Source organism: Streptosporangium carneum (assembly GCF_027922005.1).
Taxonomy (GTDB): domain Bacteria; phylum Actinomycetota; class Actinomycetes; order Streptosporangiales; family Streptosporangiaceae; genus Streptosporangium; species Streptosporangium carneum.
This window is the reverse complement of record NZ_BSEV01000042.1, coordinates 22,451-47,116: the sequence shown is the minus strand read 5'-3', so window position 1 is coordinate 47,116 and position 24,666 is coordinate 22,451. Positions and strand designations below refer to the sequence as shown.

Here is a 24,666-nt window from a genome sequence, read left to right as displayed (position 1 = left end):
GGGATCGGGGTTGGATTCTTCGCCCTTGCCCGCTCTGAAGTCGCCCAACCATGCTGCCCTCCGCTATTTACCCCCCTGCGCGCCCCCCGCGGAGCCGCTCGACGCGTTCGGCCGCCTTGCGCGCCGCGATCAGCACGGGGTCCCACACGGGGGCGAACGGGGGAGCGTAGGCCAGGTCCAGACCGGTCATGTCCTCCACCGTCATCCCGTGCCACACGGCCAGGGCCAGGGCGTCGATCCGCTTGGCCGCCCCCTCCTTCCCGACGATCTGCGCGCCGAGCAGCCTCCCGGTCCCGCACTCCGCGATCACCTTGGTCTTCATCCGGCGGGCGCCGGGGTAGTAGCCCGCGCGGGTGCTGGACTCCACGATCTCCTCGACCGTCTCGAACCCGGCCTCCGCGGCCTCGGCCGTCGTCAGGCCGGTGCGCGCGACCTCGTACTCGCAGATCTTGGAGATCGCCGTCCCCACGACGCCGGGGAAGGCGGCGTAGCCGCCGCCGATGTTGATGCCCGCCGCGCGCCCCTGCTTGTTGGCGTGGGTGCCGAGCGCGATCGCGACCGGGCGCCTGGAGACCAGGTGGAAGGTCTCGACGCAGTCGCCTGCCGCCCAGACGCCCTCGACCGGGGTGCGCATCCGGCGGTCGGTGCGGATTCCCGAGGTCTCGCCGACGGGGATGCCCGCCGCGGCGGCCAGCGCCGTGTTCGGACGGTTGCCCAGGCCGAGGACGACCAGGTCGGCGGGCACCTCCCGGCTCCCGGCGCGGGCGGCGGTGACCCGTCCGCCGGACTCGGAGAACCCCTCGACGCCCTCACCGAGGAACAGCTCGATCCCCAGGTCGCGCAGGGCCTCGGCGACCAGGGCGCCCATGTCCGGGTCGAGCGTTCCCATCGGCTGTTCGCCCGCGTCGACGAGCGACACCCGCAGGCCCCGCCGCACCAGCGCCTCGGCCATCTCCAGCCCGATGTAGCCGCCGCCGACCACCACGGCGTCGCGTGGGCGCGCCGACTCGACGGCCCGCAGCAGCGCGACGCCGTCGTCCAGGGTCTGCACGCCGTACACCCCCTCGGCCTGCGCTCCGGGCAGGTCCGGGCGGTGGGGCAGGGCGCCGGTCGCGACGACGAGCTGGTCGAACGGCTCCCGGTACCGGCCGCCGTCGCGGTGGTCGAGCACGGTCACCGCGCGCCGGTCCAGGTCGATCTCGACGACCTCGTTGCGCAGCCGCAGGTCTATGGCCAGCTCGTCGCGGAAGACCTCCGGCCGCCTGGCGACGAGATCCTCCACGTCGGCCACCTCGCCGCCCACCAGATAGGGGATCCCGCAGGCCGAGTACGAGGCGTGCCCGCTCTTCTCCAGCGCCACTATCCGCAGGTCGTCGGGGCCGCGCCTGTTCCGTGCCTGGGAGGCCGCGCTCAGCCCGGCCGCGTCGCCGCCGATCACCACCAGTCGTTCCGTCATCGTCGTCCCCTTCCCGGAAAGACGCCCCCGGCACCTGCTCCCGCCGGCATGCTCCCCGACGGGAAGGCGGCGGGCGGGAGCGGCCTCCCGGCGGACGCTCCGCTCAGCCCGCCGGTCGCCTGGCGGGCGGGGACGCGGGCTCCTCCCCGCTGCGCAGCGGCAGCCGCGCTCTCACCCGCCACTCCCCGTCGACGGCCCCGGCCTCCAGCCCGCCGCCGAGCAGCGTCACCCGTTCCCGCATGCCCGCGATTCCGCGTCCCCCGGCGCGGCGCGGCCGCTCCGCGAGCGCGTTGCGCACCTCCAGTTCGAGGAGGTCCCCCCGTACGGCCGCCACCAGCCTGACCGCGCCCGAACCGTGCCGCATCGCGTTGGTCAGCGCCTCCTGGACGATCCGGTAGGCCTCCCGTGACACCAGCGCGGGCAGCGCGGCCAGATCGCCGGCGATCTCGACGCCCGCACCGGTCGAGCGGACCAGTTCGGGCAGGTCGTCCAGGTTTCTGGACGGGCTTCTCGACCGGGCGTCGTCGTCCTCCTCCGCACGCAGCACGCCCAGCACGTGGTCCAGGTCCTCCAGCGCGGCCCGCGCCGACTCCTCGATCGCCGCCAGCGCGGTGCGCGCCGCCTCCGGATCGCGGTCGAGCACCCGTCCGGCCGCGCCCGCCTGGACGGTCACCACGCTGAGCGCGTGCCCGACCGAGTCGTGCAACTCGCGGGCGAGCCGGTTGCGCGTCGCCAGCCGCCGGGCCCGCTCCTCGAGAGCGGCCATCCGGTCGGCCGGCGACGGCCCGAGCAGCGCCGGGGCCAGCCGCGACAGCAGGGCCCCCGCGCCTGCCGCCGCGTACACCAGCAGCGCCAGCGTCACCGCGGCCGCCGCCGGTCCCCACACGCCGCTCCATCCGGCGGCGAAAGGCGTGCCGAGAAACCCGAGCCGGTCACCCAGCAGGGGCAGCAGGGCCAGCCAGACCGCGAACGGCACCAACGCCAGGGTCGTCCCCGCCACCACGGCCCCGATCCCGAGATGGAGGGTGAACCACGCCGCGGTGCGGCGGCGTTCCGGCCAGGTCCGTCCGGGACGCGCGGGAGGCGAGTCGATCCCGACGCCGAGGAGGCCCCGCGCGGCGGTCAGCTCCAGCGCGCGGATCGGCAGGAACAGCCCGGTCAGCGCGATCAGCGGAAGCACGCACGCGAAGATGACGGGTTCGGGGGACAGCAGGTCCTGGCGCCCCGGCTCCGACAACCCCAGCACCCCCACCGCCAGCGTGCCGACCATCATGTACGGCATGGCCAGCGCGCCGCCCAGAATCAGGCAGGTCCACCTGAGGTAGGTGACCCCGTCGGTCAACGGAGCCAGGAGGCGTCTCACCTGACCGATCCTCGCAGGGGCGGGACGGGGGCGCCTCCCGCTCAGGTGGGGAGTCTCTCTCCCCCCACAGGGGGAGAGATGTCAATTCACTTTGTAAAGGAAGCAGGTCGCAGGGCTGACGCGGCAAGCCCTACGAAAGCCGCCAGCAGGACGGGAAGGAACAGCGCGCGCGGCAGGCCGATCATCTCGGCGACACCGCCGATCAGCACGGGACCGCTCAGGAAGCCCAGGTAGGCCAGGCTCGCCACTCTGGCCAGCGCCTGCCCCGCCCGCGCCGGATCGCGGCGGCCCGCGGCGGAGAAGACCTGCGGCACGATGCAGGACAGGCCCGCGCCGAAACACCCGAAGCCGACGACCGCGGCGACGGGATGGCCGACCAGCAGCGCCGCCCCGAGCCCCACCGCGGCCAGCGCGCCACAGCCGCGTACCAGCGCCACCGGTCCCAGCAGGGCCGTCAGCCGGTCTCCTGCCAGGCGGCCGGCGGTCATCGTCGCCGAGAACGCGGCGTAGGCCGCCGCCGCGAACCCGGCCGAGCTGCCGAGGTCGTCGCGCAGGTGGACCGAGCTCCAGTCCGCCGCGGCGCCCTCTCCGATCATGGTGAAGGCGCCCAGCACGCCCAGCAGCAGCAGGCCGCCTCCCCCAGGAGGGGCGTCACCGGAACCTCTCTCCCGGCCGGGAGCCGCGGCGGGGGCGGCGGGGGCCAGCGCCCAGAGGGCGGCCCACAACGCCAGGACCTCGACGACGGCGGCCAGGGCGACGAAGGTGGCCGCGGGGCTGAACCCGGCGTGCGCGAACGCCCCGCCCGCGGCGGCGCCGAGGAAGCCGCCGATGCTGAACAACGCGTGGAAGGAGGACATGATCGGCCTGCCCGTCGCCCGCTCGACCTCGACGGCGTTGGCGTTCATCGCCACGTCGAGTGTGCCGTGCACCACGCCGAAGGCGAACAGCGCCAGGGCCAGCCCCGCCAGGTTCGGCGCGTGGGCGGGAAGGACCAGGACGACGCCCTGGGCGAAGGCCATCGGCAGCATCACCCTGACGCTGCCGTAACGGTCGATCAGCCTGCCGACCGCCTGCATGCCGGCGAGCGCTCCCGCCGCGATGCCGAGCAGTGCGAGGCTGAGCTGGCCGTCGCCCAGCCCGAGATCCTGTTTGATCGACGGGATCCGTGCCGTCCACGTGCCGATGGCCATGCCGGACAGCAGGAAGAGCAGGCAGACCGCGATCCGGGCGCGAAGGAGCGTCGGCCTTCCCGGGGTGGTGACGTGCATGGGCGGACTCCAGTCGGACGGCGCGCCGGGGCGGCGCGGGCGGGCCGCGCGCGTGGGCGGCGCGTGCGGGGGAGGCGCGCGGTCGGTTCGCGCCGAGGGCGTGCCCGGCCCGCGCACAGCCGATGCGCTCGGCCGGCGCGTTCGGCGGGTGTGTTCAGACGGTGCGGACGATGACGCCCGCCGCCGTGAGAGCGTCGTGTTCGGAGGGGGAGAGCCCGGTGTCGGTGACGACCGTGTCGAGGTGGTCGAGGGGGCAGACGGCGCCGAAGGCGGTGTGGGTGAACTTGCCGGAGTCGGTCGCGGCGACGACGCGGGTGGCCGAGGCGATCGCCGCCTGTTTGACGGCGACGTCGGCCAGGTCGTGGGCGGTGAGCCCGTGCTTGGCGGACAGGCCGCAGCAGCCGATGACCGCGGTGTCGAAGCGCAGGGAGCGGATGGCGTTCTCCGTCAGCGGGCCCGTGAAGCTGAGCTCGCCGGGGCGGACCTCGCCGCCGGGGAGCACCAGGCGGATCCGCGGGGCCGTGCTCAGCTCGGCCGCGGACTGCAGGGAGAGCGGCAGGACCGTCATGCGGCGGTCGCGGATCGCCCTGGCGACCTCCAGCCCGGTGGTGCCGCCGTCGAGCAGCACCGCCTCGCCGTCGACGAGCAGCGCCGCGACCTCCGCGGCGATCCGCCGTTTCGCCTCGACCGCCTCGCGCTCGCGGACCCCGAACGGGGGCTCCTCCCCGCGCAGCAGAAGGCTCACCGCACCGCCGCGCACCCGCCTGACCACGCCCTGCTGGGCCAGCTCGTCGAGATCGCGGCGGATGGTCATCTCGGAGACGGCGTGCTCGACGGCGAGATCCGTCACCGAGACGGCATCGTTGACGCGCAGCGCGGACATGATCGCTCTTATTCGATCAGAACCTTCCATGTGTTCATTTGAACATGAAAAATGTTAGTTCGGCAAACATGCGGGACAATGACCCCATGCGTGCGAGTCGTCTGCTGTCACTGCTGCTGCTCCTGCAGACCCGGGGGCGGATGACGGCCACCGAGCTGGCGCAGGAGCTCGAGATCTCCGTCCGTACGGTCTACCGGGACGTGGAGGCCCTGTCCTCCGCGGGGGTCCCGGTGTACGCCGACCGCGGGCCCGCCGGCGGATACCGGCTGCTGGACGGCTACCGCACCCGCCTCAACGGCCTGACCGCCGAGGAGGCGTCCTCGCTGTTCCTCGCCGGGCTGCCCGGCCCCGCCGCGCAGCTGGGGCTGGGGGAGGTCGCCGCGAACGCCGAGCTGAAACTGCTCGCCGCGCTGCCGCCGGAGCCGCGTTCCCACGCGGCCCGGATGCGCGAGCGCTTCCACCTCGACGTCCCCGGTTGGTACGGCGACGGGGACGAGGCGCCCTTCCTCGGCGACGTCGCCGAGGCGGTGTGGGACCAGCGCCCGATGCGCATGGTCTACCGTCGCTGGGGGCCGCGTGAGGTCGAACGCCTCACCCATCCCTACGGCCTGGTGCTCAAGGGCGGGGCGTGGTACCTCGTGGCGGCCGTCGACGGGGGAGACCCGCGCACCTACCGGGTCTCGAGGATTCTGGCGGCCGAGATCCTCGACGGCCGGTTCGAACGCCCCCAGGGCTTCGACCTGGCCACGTACTGGGCGGGCTACGCGGCGGACTTCCGCGCGCGCATGCACACCGGTGAGGCCCTGGTGCGGGTGGCGCCGGGCGCGGAGGGGATGCTGCGTTACGCCGTCGGCGCGGAGATCGTCGACGCGGCCCTGGCCGAGGCGGGCCCGCCCGACGAGCACGGCTGGACCGCGATGCGCCTGCCGACCGAGTCGACCAGACACGCCCGGTGGCTGCTGCTGCGTCTGGGGGCCGACATCGAGGTCCTGGAGCCGCCCGAGCTGCGTGCCCTGATGGCGGCCACGGTCGCCGAACTCTCCGAGCTGTACGGCGCGCCCTCCGGGGACGCCCAGGGAGAGCGCTGACCTGAGGAGGGCGCGGCCGGGCAGGAGGGGCGGACGGTCTCAGCGCACGGGCTGGCCGACGCCGAGGAGGTTCCCCTCGCTGTCGCGGAACCAGGCGGCTCTCTCTCCGACCCCCGCCGACGGGTAGTTCCCCTCGACGTAGGCGATGCCGTCGACCGTCCTGAAACCGGGGAGGTCGACCTCCTCGAACACCACGCCCCTGTCGCGCAACCGCTCGACCACGGCCTCGATGTCGTCGACCTCCCACGCCATCTGGGTGTGGTCGCCCGAGGGCGCGCCCGCCGACTCGAACAGCGCGAACCGCCCGCCGCCGCACCGGTAGAGCAGGCCGCCGGGACGCTCCTCGACGGGTTCGAGACCGAGCTTGTCCGCGTAGAACGCCCTCGCCCGGCCCAGATCCTGGGCCGGCAGCCGGGTCGCGACATGACTGTCGTTCAACATCTGACATCCTCCATGCCCGAGGGGCGGTGTCGGCTCCCGGCCGGGGCGTCCGGCACGGGCCCCCTGACCGACCCTGTCACGCCCCGGGCCGCCATGCCACGCCAGGGGCCGTCATGCCACGCCAGGGGCGTCAAAACACCTCGCCCGTCGTCCGTGGGGTGCCCTAATCTGTCCAGATGCTGAAACCGTCCTACCCGATCCGCACCGAGCGCCTGATCCTGCGCCCCTTCGCCTCCGGAGATCTGGACGAGCTGCACGCCATTCAGTCTCTTCCCGAGGTCACCCGCTACCTGTACTGGGAGCCGCGAGAGCTCGAGCAGGTCGCCGAGGCTCTGGAGACCAGAATGAAGCAGTCGGCGCTGACGGAGGAGGGGCAGGCGCTCGCCCTGGCGGTCGAACTGGCCGCGACCGGCGAGCTGATCGGTGACAGTGTGCTGTTCTGGCACAGCGCCCAGCACCGGAGCGGGGAGATCGGCTACGTCTCCCACCCCCGCCACCACGGCAGGGGATACGCGGCCGAGGTGGCCCACGTCCTGCTCGAACTGGGCTTCGACGGCCTTGACCTGCACCGGATAGTCGGCCGCCTCGACGGCCGCAACGCCGCCTCCGCCCGGGTCCTGGAACGCCTCGGCATGCGTCGCGAGGCGCATCTGGTGGAGAACGAGATGGTCAAGGGCGAATGGGTCGACGAGATCGTCTACGCGATCCTGCAGCGCGAGTGGCGCGCCCGTCGCTGACCCGCGGCCGTCCCGTTTCACCCCCACGGCACAGGACGAAAGAGGGTGCACTGTTCGATCTCGGCGGTGACATGCATTAGCGAATCCGGCATTCACTGCGGCACTACCTTGACGGAGCGCCGGGGCGTGGAAGCCCGATGAACCGCTGCCGACACCTGGTCAGACCTGCGAAGTGACTTCGTCCGGTGGCACCGAGCCGATCGAACGACTCCGCTGCGGGGACCAGAAGCCGCCGCGGCGATCTCACCGGCCTCAAGAGGCCGGGCTGCCGGCGCAGGCCACGGATGAACCGTTGCGAGCCGTCGGCCATCCGATCGGTTCTTCAGCCGATGCCGATCACCTTCGCCGGATCAGGCACCCGACAGAACCCGGGGGATCACCGGTCGACTCCCTGGGGTGACGCTCATCCCCGGCCGGGCGCGGTGGCCACAGGGAACGCGGCGGCGGTGGGCCCCGCATCCTCATGCCGGGTGCCACACCAGGGACCCGGCCAGTGACTCACCCTGGTCTTTCCCGCGCCCGGTCCGGCGAGGGTGGTCGATGTGGCCGCAGGGGCGGCGTCGCGGCTTTTGTGCGGCGCCGGCGGGATGTCCGTCCACATCACCGGTAGAGGAATGATCGATTATGGATGCCATCGAGCGTCTGAGCGTTACCGAGGAACTGCGTCGTCTGATGGCTCGCTACGTCCGTTACGCGGATCATCAGCGCTGGCAGGACCTGGCCAATCTGTTCACGCCAGACGGCACGTTCACTCCGCACAAGCCGGACGGATCGGTTTGGTTCCGCATGGAGGGCCGGGAAGGGATCGCCGCCACGGTCGGCGCCAGCGGCGGCCCCGGCGTCACCCTGGTCCACCACCTGTTCTCCGACGAGATCGACGTCGACTCGGCGACCGCCGCCCACGGCGTATGGGCGATGGAGGACATCATCACCCGGCCTGAGGACGCCGACGTGTCCGAGGACATCCCTTTCAGGGGCATGCACGGCTTCGGCCACTACCACGCACGCTTCGTCAAGACGAACGGTTCCTGGTACATCGCCGAGCTCAAGCAGACCCGGGTCCGCCTGGAATTCACCGGCTGACGCCGCCTGCGGCCTTCTCGCGCCTTGCCCGGCGGCCGGTCACACCCGGCCGCGGCGCGATCGGAACACCGGCAGGCGGCGGCACCCGTCTGCCGGACAGCGACTTCTCTTCCACCACTCTTCCACCATTACGCGAAAGCAGCCTTGCCGTGAGCGACAACAAGCCCAGCACGCTGGAACCGTACAAGATCGACGTCCCCCAGGAGACCTTGGACGACCTAAAGGACCGTCTGAGGAAGACCCGCTTCTTCGACGACCTGGACAACGAGGAGGAGTACTACGGGATCAGCACCGCCTACCTCAAGCCGCTCGTGGAGTACTGGGCGGACGGCTTCGACTGGCGTGCGCAGGAGAAGCGGCTGAACGCCTACGACCAGTACAGGGTCGAGATCGACGGCACGCCCGTGCACTTCTACCACGTGCGCGGCAAGGGCCCGAACCCGGTCCCGCTCGCCGTTCACTCCGGCTGGCCGTGGTCCAGCGGGTTCAGCCTCCCGCTCATCGGCCCGCTGACGGACCCCGCCGCCCACGGCGGTGACCCGGCCGACTCCTTCGACGTCATCATTCCCGACCTGCCCGGATTCGCCTGGTCCACCCCCGTCGGCAGAGGCGACCTGAACTACTGGAAGATCGCCGACATCATTCACAAGCTCATGACCGAGGTCCTGGGCTACGAGAAGTACGCCGCGGCGGGCTCCGACTACGGCGCTCTCGTCACCAGCGCGCTCGGCCACAAGTACGCCGACAGCGTCATCGGCCTGCACTACGGTCACGACCTGCCTCCGGGCCCGTTCGAGAACGAGCGGTTCTGGGACCTGACCGACGGCGCCAGGATTCCCGAGGACGCCACGCCGGAGCTGCGGGCGGGCCTGGAGAAATTCGTCAGCACCTACGTCTCCCACGTCGCGGTCCACATGCTCGACGCGTCGACCCTCACCCACGGCCTGAACGACTCCCCCATCGGCATGCTCGCCTGGCTCCTGGGGCGGTGGAAGAAGTGGAGCGACAAGAGAGGTGACTTCGACAGGAACTTCCCCCGCGACTTCATCCTCGCCGAGGCCACCGCCTTCTGGGTGAACCAGGCCATCGGCTCCTCCATCCGCATGTACCGCAACGCGACGCGCTACCCGTGGGTGCCCTCCCACGACCGCCGGCCCGTCGTCGAGCCGCCGGCCGGCTTCACCTTCCTCCTCGGCGACGCCTACCCGCCCGGCGTCAACACCGTCGAAGGGCGTATCGCCGCCTTCGAGAACGGCCCCACTCGCGGCTCCTTCAACGTGATCAACGTCAACGCCCACATGAAGGGCGGCCACTTCGTCCACTACGAGAACCCCGAAGCCTTCACCGACGACATCCGGGAGACCTTCCGAAAGCTGCGCTGACCATGTAGCCGGTGGGCCTCCTGCTCCGTTCCAAGAGCAGGAGGCCCACCGCCGTCCACCGGCGGCCCGTCTCCCGAGGCCGCTCACACCCCACACGCGATACGACGAACGCGCTCACTTCCTCCTCGGCGCCGTCACTCCGGCAGCTCTGGTCATCTGGCTCCGAACGCGATTCAAGAGACAACCCTCAGCCGAGGGCCGCGAGCACGGGTTGGCCGGTCGGCACGGCGCTCGGGACCGGGAGGCGGATCCGGAAAAGGGAAACGATAGCCTGATCGAGTGAGCGGAGATCCCCTACCTGGACTGCGTGGCCGGCACCGCGAACGCGAAACCCTGGGCCGGCTGGTGGAGGGCGTGCGGACCGGCCAGAGCGGGGTCCTGGTGCTGCGGGGGGAGGCGGGCATCGGCAAAACCGCCTTGCTGGATCATCTGTGCGACCGTGCGTCCGGGTGCCAGGTCGCGCGGGCGGCGGGTGTCGAGTCGGAGATGGAGCTGGCGTTCGCGGGTCTGCACCAGCTCTGCGCGCCGTTTCTGGACCGCCTGCCACAGCTGCCGGACCCGCAGGCGGATGCGCTGCGGACCGCTTTCGGCCTGCGGGGCGGGGCTGCTCCCGACCGGTTCCTGATCGGCCTGGCCGTACTGACGCTGCTGTCCAAGGTGGCGGAGGAACGGCCGCTCATCTGCGTGGTCGACGACACGCAGTGGCTGGATCGGGCCTCGGAGCAGGTGCTGGCCTTCGTGGCCCGGCGTCTGGCCGCCGAGTCGGTCGCGATGGTCTTCGCCGTGCGGGAGCCCGGCGACGACAAGAACCTCGCCGCTCTGCCGGAGCTGACGGTCCGCGGCCTGGGGCCCGACGATTCACGAGCACTGCTGGAGTGGGCTCAGCCCGGCCCTCTGGACGAGCGGGTGCGCGACCGGCTCGTGGCCGAAACGCGCGGGAATCCGCTCGCCCTGCTGGAGCTGCCGCGCGGTCTGCCGGTCGAAGAGCTGGCGGGGGGCTTCGGGCCGGCCAGGTGGCCGGAGGTCTCGGCCGGAATCGAGGAGAGCTTCCGCCGTCGCATCGAGGCGTTCCCTGACCAGACCCAGGCACTCCTGCTGGTGGCGGCGGCGGACCCGCTCGGTGATCCGCTGCTGCTGTGGCGCGCGGCGGACCGGCTGGGCATCGGGCCCGCGGCGGCGGATCCGGCCAGGACCGACGGGCTGCTGACGATCGGCGAGCGCGTCGTCTTCCGTCACCCCCTCGTGCGTACGGTGGTGTACCGGTCGGCCCAGGCGGCGGACCGGCGGGCGGCGCACCTGGCGCTGGCCGAGGCGACCGGCCGGGACACCGATCCGGCCCGTCGGGCCTGGCATCTCGCCGCCGCGGCGGAGGGCCCGGACGAGGAGGTCGCGGCGGAACTGGAACGCTCCGCGGGTCAGGCACAGGCCCGTGGCGGCCTGGCGGCGGCGGCTTCCTTCCTGCGGCGCGCGGTGACGCTGACGGCCGATCCGGCCCGGCGGGCGGACCGTGCGCTCACCGCCGCCGAGGCGAGCCTGCAAGCGGGTGTCTTCAATGCCGCGCTGGGGCTGCTGGCCACGGCAGAGGCCGTGCCGCTCGAGGACCTGCAGCGCGCCCGCGTGAACCTGCTGCGCGCCCAGGCCCAGTACTGGCAGAGCCGCGGCGGCGAAGGCCCCCTGCTGCTTCTGCGCGCGGCGGAGACGCTTGAGCCGCTTGATCCCAGGCTCGCGCGCAAGACGTACCTCGACGCCTGGAGCGCGGCGCTGTTCGCGGGTGCCATGACACGCGGCACGAGCCTGGCTGAGATATCGCGCAAGGCACTTGCCGCCCGCCGTCCTGAGGGTCCTCCGCAGGCCGCCGATCTTCTCCTGGACGGCCTTTCGCTCGCCCTCACCGATGGACGTGACGCGGCGGCGCCGCTCCTTCGGCGCGCGGCGGACAGCTTCGGCGACGGGAGCGCGGCCACGATCCAGGAGGTGGTTCGCTCCACCGCGGCGGCCGTGATGGTGTGGGATTACGAGGCCTGGGTCACCCCCCTGACTCACCAGGTCCGGGTCGCTCGCGAATCGGGTGCGCTCAGCGTGCTGCCCGTCGCCCTCGACGTCCTGGCCCAGGCTCTCTGCCTGGGCGGGGATCTCAGGGGTGCGGCCCTGCTGACCGCCGAAGCCGGTGCGGTCACTCAGGCGACGGGGTCACAGGTCGTCTCGTACGGAGGGATCATGCTCGCGGGTCTGCGGGGGCGCGAAGCCGAGGCCCGCAGGCTGATCAACGCGACGATCCCGGAAGCCACGGCCGCCGGGCAGGGGTGCGCGGTGCAGTACGCCCGGTGGGCCACCGCGATTCTCTGCAACGGCCTTGGCCGGTACGAGGAGGCGCTGACAGCGGCCCAGCAGGGCGGCGACGACGCGCCTGAGCTGTTCGTTTCCGACTGGACCACGATCGAGCTGGTCGAGGCGGCCGCCAGGGCCGGCCGTCCGGAGGCGGCACGCGCCGCCCTTGAGCGGCTCGCCGAGGGCACCGCCGCTGCGGGCACCGACTGGGGACTCGGCGTCGAAGCGCGCCTGCGCGCGCTGCTGAGCGACGGAGCGGCCGCCGATCGCCTGTACCGCGAGGCGATAGAAAGGCTGTCGCCGACGCGGGTGCGCCCAGAACTGGCCCGTGCGCACCTGCTCTACGGCGAGTGGCTGCGGCGCGCCAACCGCCGTGTGGCCGCGCGGGATCACCTGCGGCTCGCACTCGAGATGTTCGGTGAGATCCGCATGGACGCGTTCGCCGAGCGAGCCCGCCGGGAACTGGCCGCCGCCGGGGAACGGGTGCGGCGGCGCAGGGTCGACGCGTTCGACGAGCTGACCGCCCAGGAGGCGGAGATCGCGCTGCTTGCCGTAGCCGGGCGCAGCAATCCCGAGATCGGCGCCCAGTTGTTCCTCAGCCCGCGGACCGTCGAATGGCACCTGCGCAAGGTGTTCATGAAGCTCGGCGTGAGCTCACGCCGAGAGCTGGCCAGTGCGCTGAACGAGACCGGCCGCGCAGCCGAATCAGCATGAGCCGGATGAACAGGTCCACCAGCGAGTCGGCGCTCTCCGCCCGCCGCACGGATCCCCTCGCGTCTCCTCGTGGTCTGATTCGTCCGGTGAAGGCGGGCGGCGCGCCGGGTTAACCGATTGCGGGGGCCGGAGCCACCCGGGCACGATGACGACATGTTCCTTCTCGCCTTCGTCGGCTCCTGCTTCCTGATCGCCATGATCCCGGGGGCCAGCACCGCGGTGATCCTGCGGCAGACCCTGCGCGAGGGGCGCGGTTCGGGCATGGCCGCGACGCTGGGCAACGAGACGGGCATCCTGCTGTGGGGGCTCGCCGCCGCGTTCGGCCTGTCGGCGCTCGTCCTGGCCTCCGAGGTGGCCTACGACGTCATGCGGGTCGCGGGCGCGGCCTTCCTGGTCTTCATGGGGGTCCAGTCGCTCAGGAACGCCTGGCGGACGGGACGGGACAGCCCGGAACGGGACGGCTCCGGAGGGGGCGACGCGGGACCGGGCGGAGGGAGGGCCGCGGCCGTCGCCGGGCAGGAGACGGGCGGCGGGCCGGGGGAGGAGCGCGGCGGACGGCGCCGGTCCTACCTGCTGGGATTCAGCACCTGCCTGGCCAACCCGAAGGCGGCCGTGTTCGCGATGTCGTTCCTGCCGCAGTTCGTTCCCGGCGGAGCGAACGTGCCGCTGACGCTGACCCTGCTGGCGGTGGTCTGGGTGCTCGTGGACATCGTCTGGTACGCCGTGTTCGTCTGGATGGTGGCGCGCGCTAAGTTGATCTTCAACAGGGCGGTCGTGCGCCGCCGCCTGGAGGCGGTCTCCGGCGTGCTGTTGATCGGTTTCGGTCTGCGACTGGCGGTGGAGGCCCGATGACGCTGGTGTTCGACGACGAGGGCACGGGAAGCCCGGTGGTGCTGCTGCACTCCAGCGCCGCCGACTCGCGGATGTGGGACCCGCAGTGGGAGGCTCTGACGGCTCGCTTCCGGGTGATCCGTCCTGACCTGCGGGGATACGGCCGAACGCCGTACGCCGCGGAGAAGCCGTACTCCGATCCCGGCGACGTCGCCGAACTGCTCGCCGCCCTCGACCTGAGCCAGGTCGCCCTGGTCGGCTCCTCCTACGGCGGGCGCGTGGCGCTGGAGCTGGCGACCGCCCACCCCGGCCTGGTCACCCGGCTGGTGCTGCTCAACGCGGGCTGCGGGCTCGAGGCCACCCCCGACCTGGAGGAGTTCGGGGCCGAGGAGGACCGGCTGCTGGAGGCGGGGGAGGTCGAGGCGGCGGTCGGGCTGAACGTCCGGACCTGGCTCGGTCCCGAGGCGGACGAGACGACCCGCGCCCGGCTGGGGGAGATGCAGCGTCACGCCTTCGAGGCGCAGCTCGCCGCCGACCCCGAGCCGTCGCAGCTGGAGCAGGAGATCGACCTGGCGGTGGTGACGGCGCCGGCGCTGGTGGTGAGCGGGGCGCACGACCTGCCCTACTTCCGGGCGTCGGCTCGTCACCTGGCGGCCGCGCTGCCTTCTGCGACGCCGGTCGAACTGCCCTGGGCGGGGCACCTGCCCGGCATGGAGCGGCCTGAGGAGATCACCGCCCTCATCCTCGGTTTCCTCGCCTGATCCGCGTGAAGAAGGCTCGCCGGGAGGGAGCGCCGAATGGCCGAGAACGCCCCGGACGGCTCCACGGCCGAGTCCGTCGTCCGGAAGCCGCCGCCCGAGCTGCGGCCGTTCGTCGTCCGGTACACCGGTTACCGTGAGACGGGGATGCCGCCGGGCCGCCACCGCGGACTGCCCTCGCCGTACCTCACGCTGATCGTCACCCTCGACGACCCGCTCGTCCTCGCCGTGCGCTCCGACGGGCGGCCGGGCCCGGTCCGCTACGACGCGCTCGTCGGCGGACTGCACACCACACCCGCGCTGATCACCCATGACGGGTCCCAGTCCGGTGTCCAGCTCGCGCTGACCCCGCTGGGCGCGCGGGCCCTGCTCGGCCTGCCCGCCGGGGAGCTCGCCGGGGCCGACCTGCACCTGGCGGACGTGGCCGGGCCGCTGGCCGAGCGTCTGCGCGGGCGCGTGCTCGAGGGCGGAGGCTGGGCCGGGCGGTTCGCCGCGCTCGACGCCGTGCTGCTGGAACGCCTCCGCGCGGAGTCCGCGGTGCCCGCCGAGGTGGCGTGGGTCTGGGAGCGCCTGCTGGCGACCGGAGGCGTCATGCCTGTGTCCGAGCTGGCCCGCGAGGTCGGCTGGAGCGGCCGTTACCTGAGCCGGAGGTTCACGGCCGAGATCGGCCTGCGCCCGAAGGAGACGGCGCGGGTGGTGCGCTTCGACCGGGCGCGGCGGCTGCTGCAGCGGTCGGCCGCCTCAGGGGGCGGCCTCACCCTGGCGGAGCTGGCCGCCAGGTGCGGCTACTACGACCAGGCGCACCTGGCCAGGGAGTTCGGCGCGCTCGCCGGATGCCCGCCGAGCCGCTGGCTGGCCGAGGAGTTCCGAAACGTCCAAGCCATGGCCGCCGTCCTGGCGGAAGACTCGCAGGCATGACGGACAACACACCATCACCCCAGGTCTGGCCCGCCCTGCGCGCCCACGACGCCCGCGGCCTGATCCGTTTTCTCGTCGAGGCCTTCGGCTTCGAGGAGACCGTGGTCCACGGCGACGGCGACCGGGTCGACCACGCGGAGCTGTCATGGCCGCAGGGCGGAGGCGTCATGCTCGGCGGCGTGCGCGACTCCGAGGACGACGCGTGGCCGCTGAGCCCCGGCACGTTCGGGGCCTACGTCGTGACCGACGCCCCCGACGAGGTCTTCGCCAGAGCGGTCGCCGCGGGGGCGCGTCCGGTCCGCGAGCCGTACGACACCGACTACGGCTCACGCGACTTCGTCGTGCGCGACCCCGAGGGCAACCGGTGGTCCTTCGGCACCTACCGGGGACATCCGCGCAGGGGCTGACGCCTGTCAGGAGGGTGTTCACGGCGGCCGGTGCGCCGTGGCGCTCCCGGGGAGCCCGGGAGCGACGTCTGTTCTCACTCGGAGGTGTCGATGACTGTTCGCCGCGTCGTGCCCAACGTCCGGTCCGAGGCCGTGCGGGAGAGCCGGGACTTCTACGGCCTGCTGGGCTTCGAGGAGGTCATGAACCACGGCTGGATCATGACGCTCGCCTCGCCGTCCGCTCCGGCGGCGCAGATCAGCTTCATGGCCGCCGACAGGACCGCGCCGGTCACCCCTGACCTGAGCGTCGAGGTGGACGACGTGGACGCGGCCTACGCGGTCATGCGGGACGGTGGCGCGGAGATCGTGTTCCCTCCGCGGGACGAGGAGTGGGGCGTGCGCCGGTTCTTCGTGCGCGACCCCGGCGGCCGGGTGGTCAACGTGCTGGGCCACCGCTGACGCCCTTCGCACCCGGGCCGTGGAGGGGGGCTTACCGGGGGAAGGGGATGCCGTGCCGAAACTTTGGGTCTCCGGAACTGCCGGAGCCGGTCATGCTGGGCGTAGAGACGAAGCGGGAACGCCTCTGGGGAGGAGACCGGTGACGTGATCGCGCTGACGCAGGAAACAGCAGGAGCCCTTCCCGTGGAGGTCGCGGCCCCCTCCTACGACCGCTCGAAGCTCACGGTCGGCATCGTCCACTTCGGGGTGGGCGGGTTCCACCGCGCGCACCAGGCGATGTACGTCGACCGGCTGATGAACGACGGCCTGGCGCACGACTGGGCGATCTGCGGTGTGGGGCTGCTGCCCGGCGACGCGCGGATGCGGGACGCGCTGGCCGCCCAGGACGGGCTCTACACGCTCGTGCTGAAGCACCCGGACGGCACACGTGAGGCCCGCGTCATCGGGTCGATCGTCGAGTACCTCTTCGCCCCGGACGACCCGGAGGCGGTCCTCGAGAGGATGGCGGACCCGGGGGTGCGGATCGTGTCGCTCACGGTGACCGAGGGCGGCTACGCCATCCACCCCGTCACCGGGGAGTTCGACGCCGACGACCCCGGCGTCCGCGCCGACCTGGCGCGGGGCGCGGTCCCGGCCACGGTCTTCGGGTTCGTCGCCGAGGCGCTGCGCCGCAGGCGCGCCAGGGGGGTCGCCCCGTTCACCGTCATGTCCTGCGACAACATCCAGGGGAACGGGGACGTCGCGCGCCGCGCCTTCACGGCGTTCGCCAGGCTCGCCGACCCCGATCTCGCCGCCTGGATGGAGGACGCCGTCGCCTTCCCCAACTCCATGGTCGACCGCATCACCCCCGTCACCACCGACCAGGACCGCCAGGCCGTGGCCGAGCGGTTCGGCGTCGAGGACGCCTGGCCGGTCGTCTGCGAGCCGTTCACCCAGTGGGTGCTCGAGGAGGGCTTCCCCGCGGGACGCCCGCCCTTCGAGGAGGCGGGGGTGCAGGTCGTGGCGGACGTGGAGCCGTACGAGCTGATGAAGCTGCGCCTGCTGAACGCGGGTCACCAGGCGCTGTGCTACTTCGGCTACCTCGGCGGGTACCGCTACGCGCACGAGGCGGCGTCCGACCCCGCGATCGCGGCCTTCCTCCTCGACTACATGGACGTCGAGGCCACGCCGACCCTCATGCCGGTGCCGGGCATCGACCTGGACGTCTACAAGCGAACCCTCGTCGAGCGGTTCTCCAACCCCGAGGTGCGCGACACGCTCGCGAGGCTGTGCGCCGAGTCGTCGGACCGGATCCCCAAATGGGTGCTTCCCGTCGTGCGCGAGCGGCTGGCCCAGGGGGGCGAGGTCACCCGGGCGGCCGCCGTGGTGGCCAGCTGGGCGCGCTACGCCGAGGGGACCGACGAGGCGGGGGAGCCGATCGAGATCGTCGACCGGCTGAAGGACCGGTTGACGGCCGCGGCGAAGGCGCAGCGCGAACGTCCGACGGCGTTCGTCGAGAACCGGGACCTCTTCGGAGACCTCGCCGACGACGGGCGGTTCGTCGCGCCGTACCTCCGCGCGCTCGGGTCGCTGCACGCCGACGGCGCTCTCGCGACGGTGCGGGAACTCGTGCGGGAACGTCCGTGAGCCGGTGATTTTCACTCGCCGAATAAAGCCAAAACTTCGTATTTTTTTATAGAAAATATCACATATACGTTTACATTGTTATTTCTGCGAGATAAATCTGTTTTCGTTGCCCTTACCTGCGATGTCAGGAGGTGCAGTGGACAGTGGACTGCCATTCATCCCAGCCGAGCAGGCGCGACTTCCTTCGCGGAGCGCTGGCCACGGGGGCGTCGTTGACCCTGACCGCGGGCCTGAGCTCCTGCGCGTCACGGGGCGACGCGCCGCAAACCGTCGGCGTCGACCAGTGGCGCCAGTTCAGGGGCGCCACCCTGAACTTCATCTCGGAGAACACCGCCCCCACCGCGGCCATCGCCGCTGACCTGAGCCCGTTCACCGACCTGACGGGGATCAACGTCAACATCGTGACGCTCGAGCTGACCGCGCTGGTCCAGCGGGTCGCCCTGGACCTGGCCTCGGGGCGGGCGCAGTACCAGGTGATCTACGCCGACCCCTACCAGGTGCTCGCCCCCTACCAGCGGGGGCTGGTGGACCTGCGCACACTGCAGGCCGATCGGAACCTGCCCGATCTGCCCGGCGGCGTCGGGGACTTCATCCCCACCCAGCTGGACGCCGCGGGCCGGTTCGTCGAGCCGGGGCCGATCTACGCCCTGCCGTACGACGCGCCGACGATGATCTGGCAGTACCGGCGCGACCTGTTCGACAAATACCGCGACCGCATGGCGAACGACCTCGGGTTCGACCCGACCCCGGGCGGTGACAGAACCTGGGAGGAGTACTACGGGATCGCCCAGTGGTTCAACAAGAACGCCAAGGCGGACGTCCTGTACGGCACCGGGCACCAGGCGCGTCAGCACGACTCCCTGATGAACGACTTCAGCAACGTGCTCTGGTCGTACGGCGGCGACTACTTCGACAACGGCCGGCAGGTCGGGCGGATGGGGTCACGGGATCCCGGGCCGAGCAGGCTCGACTCCGCGGCCGCGATCGCCGGCGCCGAGTTCTACCAGCGGCTGCTCGCCATCGCCGACCCCGGCTCCACGACGTGGGACTGGGACGGCGTCGGTGCGGCGTTCCGCGGGGGCAGGCTCGCGATGTGCCCGAACTGGCACGAGTTCGCGGCCAGCAACGAGCAGGTGCTGCCCGGCAAGGTCGACTACGCGCCGCTGCCGAAGGGGCCCGCGGGCACGGCCAACATGTACGGCGGCACGGGGGTGGGGATCAGCGCGAACACGCTGTCCCACGAGCGCGGCGCGGCCTGGCTGTTCCTCGTCTGGGCGACCTCGCCGCAGACGCAGCTGACCAACCTCAAGAGCAAGGCGGGCGGGGGCACGCCCACGCGCACCTCGGTGTACGAACTGCCGGAGGTCCGCGCGGCCGAGAAGCGGCCCTCGACGATGCCCAACATGCTCACCGCCGCCGCGGTGCGGCAGGCCTGGCAACCTGACAAGATCGGGCTCCGCCCCAAGATCCCGATGTGGAACGAGTGCAACACCGCGATCTTCACCCAGCTGTCCCGGATGCTCACCGAGCGGGTCTCGCCCGAGGAGGCGATGCGCTCGATGAAGGAGCGGGTGGACCGGATCGTGGCACGAGGGTGGGTGGCCTAGATGACGCACGTCGCGGATTCCTCACCGGTGCTCCGCAGACCCGCGGGCCCGGAGAGTCTCGCCCCCAGGGAGCCGAGGTACGGCTTCGAGGGCAGGATGATGACACCCGGCCTGATCCTGCTGGCCGCGCTGTCGATCGTGCCCTTCTTCGCGTTGATCGCGATGAGCTTCTCACGGGTCCGGCTGCTGGGCGGGGTGCGGCTCGACGCGGTGGGCCTCGCCAACTGGGTGCGCTTCCTCACCGACGCCGACATGTGGATGTCATGGTTGCGCACGGTCGTCTACTTCGTGCTGACCGTCGGGCTGGAGATGGTCCTGGGGGTGGGCATCGCCCTGTGCCTGTACCGGGTGCTGCGCGGCCGCAACATCCTGCTCAGCCTCCTGCTGCTGCCGATGTTCGCCGCGCCGGTGATCGTCGGCCTGCTGGGCCGTTACCTCACCGACTCCACCTTCGGCCTGTACGCCTGGGTGCTGCGCTCCCTCGGCTACACCGGCGACATCCTGGGCAGCCCGACCAGCGCCTTCGCCGCCGTCGTGCTGATGGACGTGTGGGAGTGGACCCCGCTGATCGCCCTGATCACCCTGGCGGGCCTGTCGAGCGTGCCGCAGTCGGTGCGCGAGGCGGCCGCGGTCGACGGCGCACCGGCCTGGATGACGTTCCGGTACATCATCTTCCCGGCGATCTCCAACGTGCTGCTCGTCGCGCTGCTCATCCGTTCGATGGACGCCATCCGCTACTTCGACATCATCTGGGTCACCACGAACGGCGGCCCCGCGGACGCGACCAAGATCGTTCCCATCCGGCTGTACGAGACGGCGTTCCGCTTCTTCGACTTCGGGTACGCCGCCGCCATCGGTCTGGCGATGCTGGCCTTCTCGATCTTCATCGCCCGTACCTTCGTCAGGCTTCTGGACACCAGGGGGTTGACCCGATGAGCACCTCCATGACTCCACCGTCGTCCGCGCACCAGCGGACCACCGCCGACCAGGCCGTGCGGGGAAACGGGCGGGCGGTCACCGCCGCCCCGCCGGGAGTGCCGCAGTCCCCGCTGGAGGCCAGCAGCAAGCGCTCCCGGTGGACGGTGGCGATCCTGCTGGCCGTCGCCATGCTCTGGACGCTGATTCCCCTGGTGTGGATGCTGCTGTCGTCGTTCAAGAACCGCTCGGACGTCACCGCGGCCACGCCGCAGGTCCTGTTCGCGCCGACCCTGGACAACTACCGCAACCTGTTCAGCGGGCCGAACAACCTCGGGCCCTACATCTGGCACAGCGTGCTCGCCGCCGGGATCTCCGCGCTGCTCGCGCTCTTCCTGGGCGCGCTCGCCGGCTACGGCCTGGCCCGGACCAGGATGCGCGGCAAGAAGCACCTGGCCTTCTGGATCATCTCGACACGCATGGCGCCCATCGCGGCGATCGTGGTCCCGCTGTTCCTCATCTTCCGCGGGCTCGGCCTGATCGACTCCATTCCCGGTCTGGTGCTGGCCTACCTGACCTTCAACCTGCCCTTCGCCATCTGGCTGATGAGCGCCTTCTTCGCCGAGGTGCCCCCCTCCCTGGAGGAGTCCGCGCTCGTCGCGGGCTGCACCCGCTGGCAGGCCTTCCGCACGGTGATCCTCCCGCTGACCAAGTCGGGGCTGGTCACCACCTTCGTGCTGTGCCTCGTCTTCGCCTGGAACGACTACGCCTTCGCCGTCGTCTTCTCGGGGCCGAACTCCCAGACGCTGCCCATCGCCGCCTCCCAGCTGGTCACCCAGACGGGCATCGACTGGGGGCAGCTCACCGCGATCGGCACGATCGTGGTCGTGCCGATGATGCTCGCCGGTCTCGCCGTGCGCCGCTGGCTGGTCACCGGCCTCACCCTCGGCGCCGTCACCGGAGAGTAGGGGCGCCATGACCGGACCTGCCATGCGCGCGGCCGTACTGCACGGCGTGGGGAAGATCACGCTGGAGGAGCGGCCCAGACCCGAGCCGGGCCCCAGGGAGGTGCTGGTCCAGGTCGCGTCCGTCGGCACGTGCGGCTCCGACGTGCACTACTACGAGCACGGGAGGATCGGCGACTTCGTGGTCGAGTCCCCGCTGGTGCTCGGCCACGAGCCTTCGGGGACCGTGGTCGCCGCCGGGGCCGAGGCGGGACGGCACCGCGGGGGAACGCGGGTCTCGCTCGAACCGGGGGTGCCCGACTTCACCTGCCCGCAGTGCCGGGCGGGGCGCTACAACCTCTGCCCGCGGATGCGCTTCTTCGGCACCCCTCCGATCGACGGGGCCTTCTGCGAGTACGTCGCGGTGCGTGAGGAGTTCGCCCACCCCGTTCCCGACGCCATGTCCGACGACGCCGCCGCCCTGATCGAGCCGCTGTCCGTGGCCGTGTGGGCCTGTGAGAAGGCGCGGGTCGGACCCGGCGCCCGGGTGCTCGTCACCGGCGCGGGCCCGGTCGGGCTGCTCTGCCTGCAGGCGGCGCTGGCCTTCGGCGCGACCGACGTCATGATCACCGATGTCAATCCCGTACGGCTCGCGCTGGCCCGCGACCTGGGGGCGAGCGTCGCCCTCGACGTGGCGGAGAACCGCCTGGCGGACACCGCCTTCGACCCCGACGTGCTGCTCGAGTGCTCGGGGCACCCCGCCGCGACGGGGGAGGCCGTCAGGCAGGTGGGGCGGGCCGGGCGGGTCGTCCTCGTCGGCATGGGCGCGGACGAGGTCCCGCTGCCGCTGTCCCATGTCCAGACGCGTGAGCTGGAGGTGACGGGCACCTTCCGCTACGCCAACACCTGGCCCGCGGCCATCGCCCTGGCCTCCTCGGGACGCGTCCGGCTGGACGCCCTGGTCACAGGCCACTACGGCCTGGCCGAGGTGGAGCGGGCGCTCACCTCGGGCGCCCGCGACCCCGGGCTGGTCAAGGCGGTGGTCCGGCCACGGGAATGACCTCCAAGGAGACCCAGAGGAGACACGGAAGGAGACACGGCAATGGCCAAGGTCCTCTACGAGGAGGCGACGCGCGTCTACCCGGGAACCGAGCGGCCCGCGGTCGACGCCCTCGACCTCGACATCTCCGACGGTGAGTTCCTGGTCCTCGTCGGCCCCTCCGGCTGCGGGAAGTCCACCTCCCTGCGCATGCTCGCCGGACTCGAAAGGGTGGACGGCGGCCGCATCACCATCGGCGAGCGTGACGTCACCCATCTGCCGCCGCGTGACCGGGACATCGCGATGGTCTTCCAGAACTACGCGCTCTACCCGCACATGTCGGTGGCGGACAACATGGGCTTCGCCCTGCGGGTGATGAAGGCGCCGAAACAGGAGCGCGACCGCAGGGTCCGCGACGCCGCCCGGCTGCTCGACCTGGAGGAGTACCTCGACCGCAGGCCCAAGGAGCTCTCCGGCGGGCAGCGGCAGCGCGTGGCCATGGGACGGGCGATCGTGCGCGAACCGCAGGTGTTCCTCATGGACGAGCCGCTGTCCAACCTGGACGCCAAGCTGCGCGTGCAGACCCGCACCCAGATCGCCGCCCTGCAGCGCAGGCTCGGGGTGACGACGGTCTACGTCACCCACGACCAGGTGGAGGCCATGACGATGGGCGACAGGGTCGCCGTCCTCAAGGACGGGCTCCTCCAGCAGGTCGACACCCCGCTGCGCCTCTACCAGCACCCGGCCAACGTCTTCGTCGCGGGCTTCATCGGCTCGCCCTCGATGAACCTGGCCGAGTTCCGCGTCGAGGGGGAGGAGGCCGTTCTCGGCGGGACGCGGATACGGCTGAGCCGTGAGACGCTCGAGGCGCTCAGGAAGGAGGGCGGCGACCGTCTCGTCCTGGGCTTCAGGCCCGAGGCCGTCGACGTGATCGCCGAGACCGACGCCGACGCCGAGCACAGGACCTTCCCGGTCACCGTGACCGTCGTGGAGGAACTCGGCTCCGACGCCTTCCTCTACGGCCAGTACGCCGACGCGGCCCATCCCGCGCTCCTCGACCAGACCGTCATCGCCCGCGTCGACCCCAACGCCCCGCCTGCCAAGGGCGACCGGGTCAGGCTGCGGATCGCGCAGGGCAAGGAACGGCTCTTCTCCGCCGTCACCGGCAGGCGGCTGCCCCCCTGACACCGCCTGACACCGCCCGGACGGAGGTCACCGGGGCGGGCGCAGCGCTCCGGCGGAGACGGTCATGAACGCCGCGAGCAGCACGGGGATGCCCAGCGCGGCGGGCAGGCCGACGACCTCGGCCGCTCCGCCGATGATGGCGGGGCCCGCGACGAGCCCCGTGTAGCCGACGGTCGCGACCTGGGCGATGGACTCCCCGGCGCGGGCGGGGTCGTGGTTGCCCGCGGCGGAGAAGACCTGAGGGACGATCGTGGCCAGACCCAGCCCGAACAGGGCGAAACCGGCGATGGCCACGGGAACCCGGCCGACGAGCAGCGCGGTGGCCAGGCCGGCGGTGGCGAGGAGGCCGGAACAGCGGACCAGGCGGACGGGGCCCAGTCGCCGGACGAGGTGGTCTCCGGCGAAACGGCCCGCGGTCATGGCCAGGGAGAAGACGGCGAAGCCGAGGGCGGCGACACCCTGCGGCGCGCCGAGGTCCTCGAAGAGGTAGACGGCGGTCCAGTCGACGGCGGCGCCCTCCCCGACGAGCCCGGCGAAGGCGACGACGCCGATCAGCACGATCCAGCCGGACCAGCGCGCGCGGGCGGCCGGACGCGGGGCGTCCGCGGCCCGCGGGGGCAGGGGAAGCAGGTGGCGTCCGGCGAGGAGGGAGGCGAGAGCCAGGGTGATCCCCGTCGTCGCCAGGGTGGGGCCCGCCCCGAGGCCGAGCCAGGCGAACAGGCCGCCGACGCCCGCGCCGACGAGGCCGCCGACGCTGTACATGCCGTGGAAGGAGGACATGAGAGGGCGGCCGTACACGCGTTCGACCTCGACGCCGTGGGCGTTCATGGCCACGTCGAGGGAGGCGTTGACGAGGCCGTACAGGAACAGGACGGCGACGAGCAGGGGCAGCGTCGGCGCGTAGCCGGGCGGGATGACGGCCAGGCAGGTGGCGACGGCGGCCGGGGTGAGGACGCGCGCGCTGCCGAGACGGTCGGTGAGGCGTCCCGCGAAGCGCATGCCGACGACGAGCCCGCCGGTGAGGGCGAGCAGGCCGAAGCTGAGCTGGCCGTTGCTGAGACCGAGGTCGTTCTTCACCGCGGGGATGCGGGCGGCCCAGGCGCCTGAGACGGTGCCGAGCAGCACGAAGAAGAAGGACACGGCTCGGCGGGCGTTGACGGCTTGCAGGCTCGCGGCGTCACTCATGGCACCCCCGGGTCTGTGTGACATTCAACCACGTACGTCTTCCGTGCCCCTCCCGCGCCTCTCAGTGCCT

At 71.9% G+C, this 24,666-nt stretch carries 22 protein-coding genes; 16 read left to right on the top strand and 6 right to left on the bottom strand.

The window, feature by feature from the left end:
* Window positions 1-67: 67 nt before the first annotated feature.
* The 4 genes from PKF00_RS41875 to PKF00_RS41860 form a co-directional block, all read right to left on the bottom strand.
* Entirely contained in the window at window positions 68-1,456 is a 1,389-nt protein-coding gene (locus tag PKF00_RS41875; protein WP_271223345.1) for an FAD-dependent oxidoreductase, read from the bottom strand.
* 103 nt (window positions 1,457-1,559) lie between these two features.
* Window positions 1,560-2,819: a sensor histidine kinase gene (locus PKF00_RS41870; protein ID WP_271223344.1), complete on the bottom strand. Its 1,260-nt coding sequence runs from the start codon at window positions 2,817-2,819 to the stop codon at window positions 1,560-1,562.
* Window positions 2,820-2,905: 86 nt separating this feature from the next.
* Window positions 2,906-4,087: an MFS transporter gene (locus tag PKF00_RS41865; RefSeq protein WP_271223343.1), complete on the bottom strand. Its 1,182-nt coding sequence runs from the start codon at window positions 4,085-4,087 to the stop codon at window positions 2,906-2,908.
* 154 nt (window positions 4,088-4,241) lie between these two features.
* Window positions 4,242-5,000: a DeoR/GlpR family DNA-binding transcription regulator gene (locus PKF00_RS41860; protein ID WP_271223342.1), complete on the bottom strand. Its 759-nt coding sequence runs from the start codon at window positions 4,998-5,000 to the stop codon at window positions 4,242-4,244.
* A 56-nt stretch (window positions 5,001-5,056) separates the two neighbouring features.
* On the opposite strand from PKF00_RS41860, the gene PKF00_RS41855 reads away from it, so the two are divergent.
* Window positions 5,057-6,058: a helix-turn-helix transcriptional regulator gene (locus tag PKF00_RS41855; RefSeq protein ID WP_271223341.1), complete on the top strand. Its 1,002-nt coding sequence runs from the start codon at window positions 5,057-5,059 to the stop codon at window positions 6,056-6,058.
* Window positions 6,059-6,097: 39 nt separating this feature from the next.
* On the opposite strand, the gene PKF00_RS41850 is transcribed toward PKF00_RS41855, so the two are convergent.
* A complete protein-coding gene (locus PKF00_RS41850; RefSeq protein ID WP_271223340.1) occupies window positions 6,098-6,499 on the bottom strand; it encodes a VOC family protein in 402 nt (133 codons plus the stop codon).
* 176 nt (window positions 6,500-6,675) lie between these two features.
* On the opposite strand from PKF00_RS41850, the gene PKF00_RS41845 reads away from it, so the two are divergent.
* The 15 genes from PKF00_RS41845 to PKF00_RS41775 all read left to right on the top strand — a co-directional run bounded on the left by PKF00_RS41845 (window position 6,676) and on the right by PKF00_RS41775 (window position 23,411).
* A complete protein-coding gene (locus PKF00_RS41845; protein WP_271223339.1) occupies window positions 6,676-7,236 on the top strand; it encodes a GNAT family N-acetyltransferase in 561 nt (186 codons plus the stop codon).
* A gap of 624 nt (window positions 7,237-7,860) precedes the next feature.
* Window positions 7,861-8,319 carry a nuclear transport factor 2 family protein gene (locus PKF00_RS41840; RefSeq protein ID WP_271223338.1) on the top strand — a complete coding sequence of 153 codons (459 nt, stop codon included), beginning with the start codon at window positions 7,861-7,863 and terminating at the stop codon, window positions 8,317-8,319.
* Window positions 8,320-8,468: 149 nt separating this feature from the next.
* Entirely contained in the window at window positions 8,469-9,701 is a 1,233-nt protein-coding gene (locus PKF00_RS41835; protein WP_271223337.1) for an epoxide hydrolase family protein, read from the top strand.
* Between the two features lie 279 nt (window positions 9,702-9,980).
* Complete coding sequence (locus PKF00_RS41830; protein ID WP_271223336.1) at window positions 9,981-12,743, top strand: ATP-binding protein; 2,763 nt, start codon at window positions 9,981-9,983, stop codon at window positions 12,741-12,743.
* A gap of 153 nt (window positions 12,744-12,896) precedes the next feature.
* Window positions 12,897-13,595 (top strand): LysE family translocator, encoded by a 699-nt coding sequence (locus PKF00_RS41825; RefSeq protein WP_271223335.1) that lies wholly within the window; start codon window positions 12,897-12,899, stop codon window positions 13,593-13,595.
* The gene (locus PKF00_RS41820) at window positions 13,592-14,335 is read left to right on the top strand and encodes an alpha/beta fold hydrolase (protein ID WP_271223334.1); all 744 of its coding nucleotides are present in this window, start codon (window positions 13,592-13,594) and stop codon (window positions 14,333-14,335) included. The genes PKF00_RS41825 and PKF00_RS41820 overlap by 4 nt, the downstream gene beginning before the upstream one ends.
* A gap of 36 nt (window positions 14,336-14,371) precedes the next feature.
* A complete protein-coding gene (locus tag PKF00_RS41815; RefSeq protein ID WP_271223333.1) occupies window positions 14,372-15,250 on the top strand; it encodes a helix-turn-helix domain-containing protein in 879 nt (292 codons plus the stop codon).
* Window positions 15,247-15,657, top strand: a complete 411-nt coding sequence (locus PKF00_RS41810; RefSeq protein ID WP_271223332.1) for a VOC family protein — start codon at window positions 15,247-15,249, stop codon at window positions 15,655-15,657. The genes PKF00_RS41815 and PKF00_RS41810 overlap by 4 nt, the downstream gene beginning before the upstream one ends.
* A gap of 90 nt (window positions 15,658-15,747) precedes the next feature.
* Window positions 15,748-16,095 carry a VOC family protein gene (locus tag PKF00_RS41805; RefSeq protein ID WP_271223331.1) on the top strand — a complete coding sequence of 116 codons (348 nt, stop codon included), beginning with the start codon at window positions 15,748-15,750 and terminating at the stop codon, window positions 16,093-16,095.
* Between the two features lie 144 nt (window positions 16,096-16,239).
* Window positions 16,240-17,721 (top strand): mannitol dehydrogenase family protein, encoded by a 1,482-nt coding sequence (locus PKF00_RS41800; protein ID WP_271223330.1) that lies wholly within the window; start codon window positions 16,240-16,242, stop codon window positions 17,719-17,721.
* Window positions 17,722-17,864: 143 nt separating this feature from the next.
* Window positions 17,865-19,328: an extracellular solute-binding protein gene (locus PKF00_RS41795; protein ID WP_271223329.1), complete on the top strand. Its 1,464-nt coding sequence runs from the start codon at window positions 17,865-17,867 to the stop codon at window positions 19,326-19,328.
* On the top strand, window positions 19,329-20,264 hold the full coding sequence (locus PKF00_RS41790; protein ID WP_271223328.1) for a carbohydrate ABC transporter permease: 936 nt from the start codon (window positions 19,329-19,331) through the stop codon (window positions 20,262-20,264).
* A complete protein-coding gene (locus tag PKF00_RS41785; RefSeq protein ID WP_271223327.1) occupies window positions 20,261-21,211 on the top strand; it encodes a carbohydrate ABC transporter permease in 951 nt (316 codons plus the stop codon). The genes PKF00_RS41790 and PKF00_RS41785 overlap by 4 nt, the downstream gene beginning before the upstream one ends.
* Before the next feature lie 7 nt (window positions 21,212-21,218).
* Complete coding sequence (locus tag PKF00_RS41780; protein ID WP_271223326.1) at window positions 21,219-22,247, top strand: NAD(P)-dependent alcohol dehydrogenase; 1,029 nt, start codon at window positions 21,219-21,221, stop codon at window positions 22,245-22,247.
* A gap of 42 nt (window positions 22,248-22,289) precedes the next feature.
* The gene (locus PKF00_RS41775) at window positions 22,290-23,411 is read left to right on the top strand and encodes an ABC transporter ATP-binding protein (RefSeq protein ID WP_271223325.1); all 1,122 of its coding nucleotides are present in this window, start codon (window positions 22,290-22,292) and stop codon (window positions 23,409-23,411) included.
* A gap of 27 nt (window positions 23,412-23,438) precedes the next feature.
* On the opposite strand, the gene PKF00_RS41770 is transcribed toward PKF00_RS41775, so the two are convergent.
* The gene (locus PKF00_RS41770) at window positions 23,439-24,596 is read right to left on the bottom strand and encodes an MFS transporter (protein ID WP_271223324.1); all 1,158 of its coding nucleotides are present in this window, start codon (window positions 24,594-24,596) and stop codon (window positions 23,439-23,441) included.
* Between the last annotated feature and the right edge of the window lie 70 nt (window positions 24,597-24,666).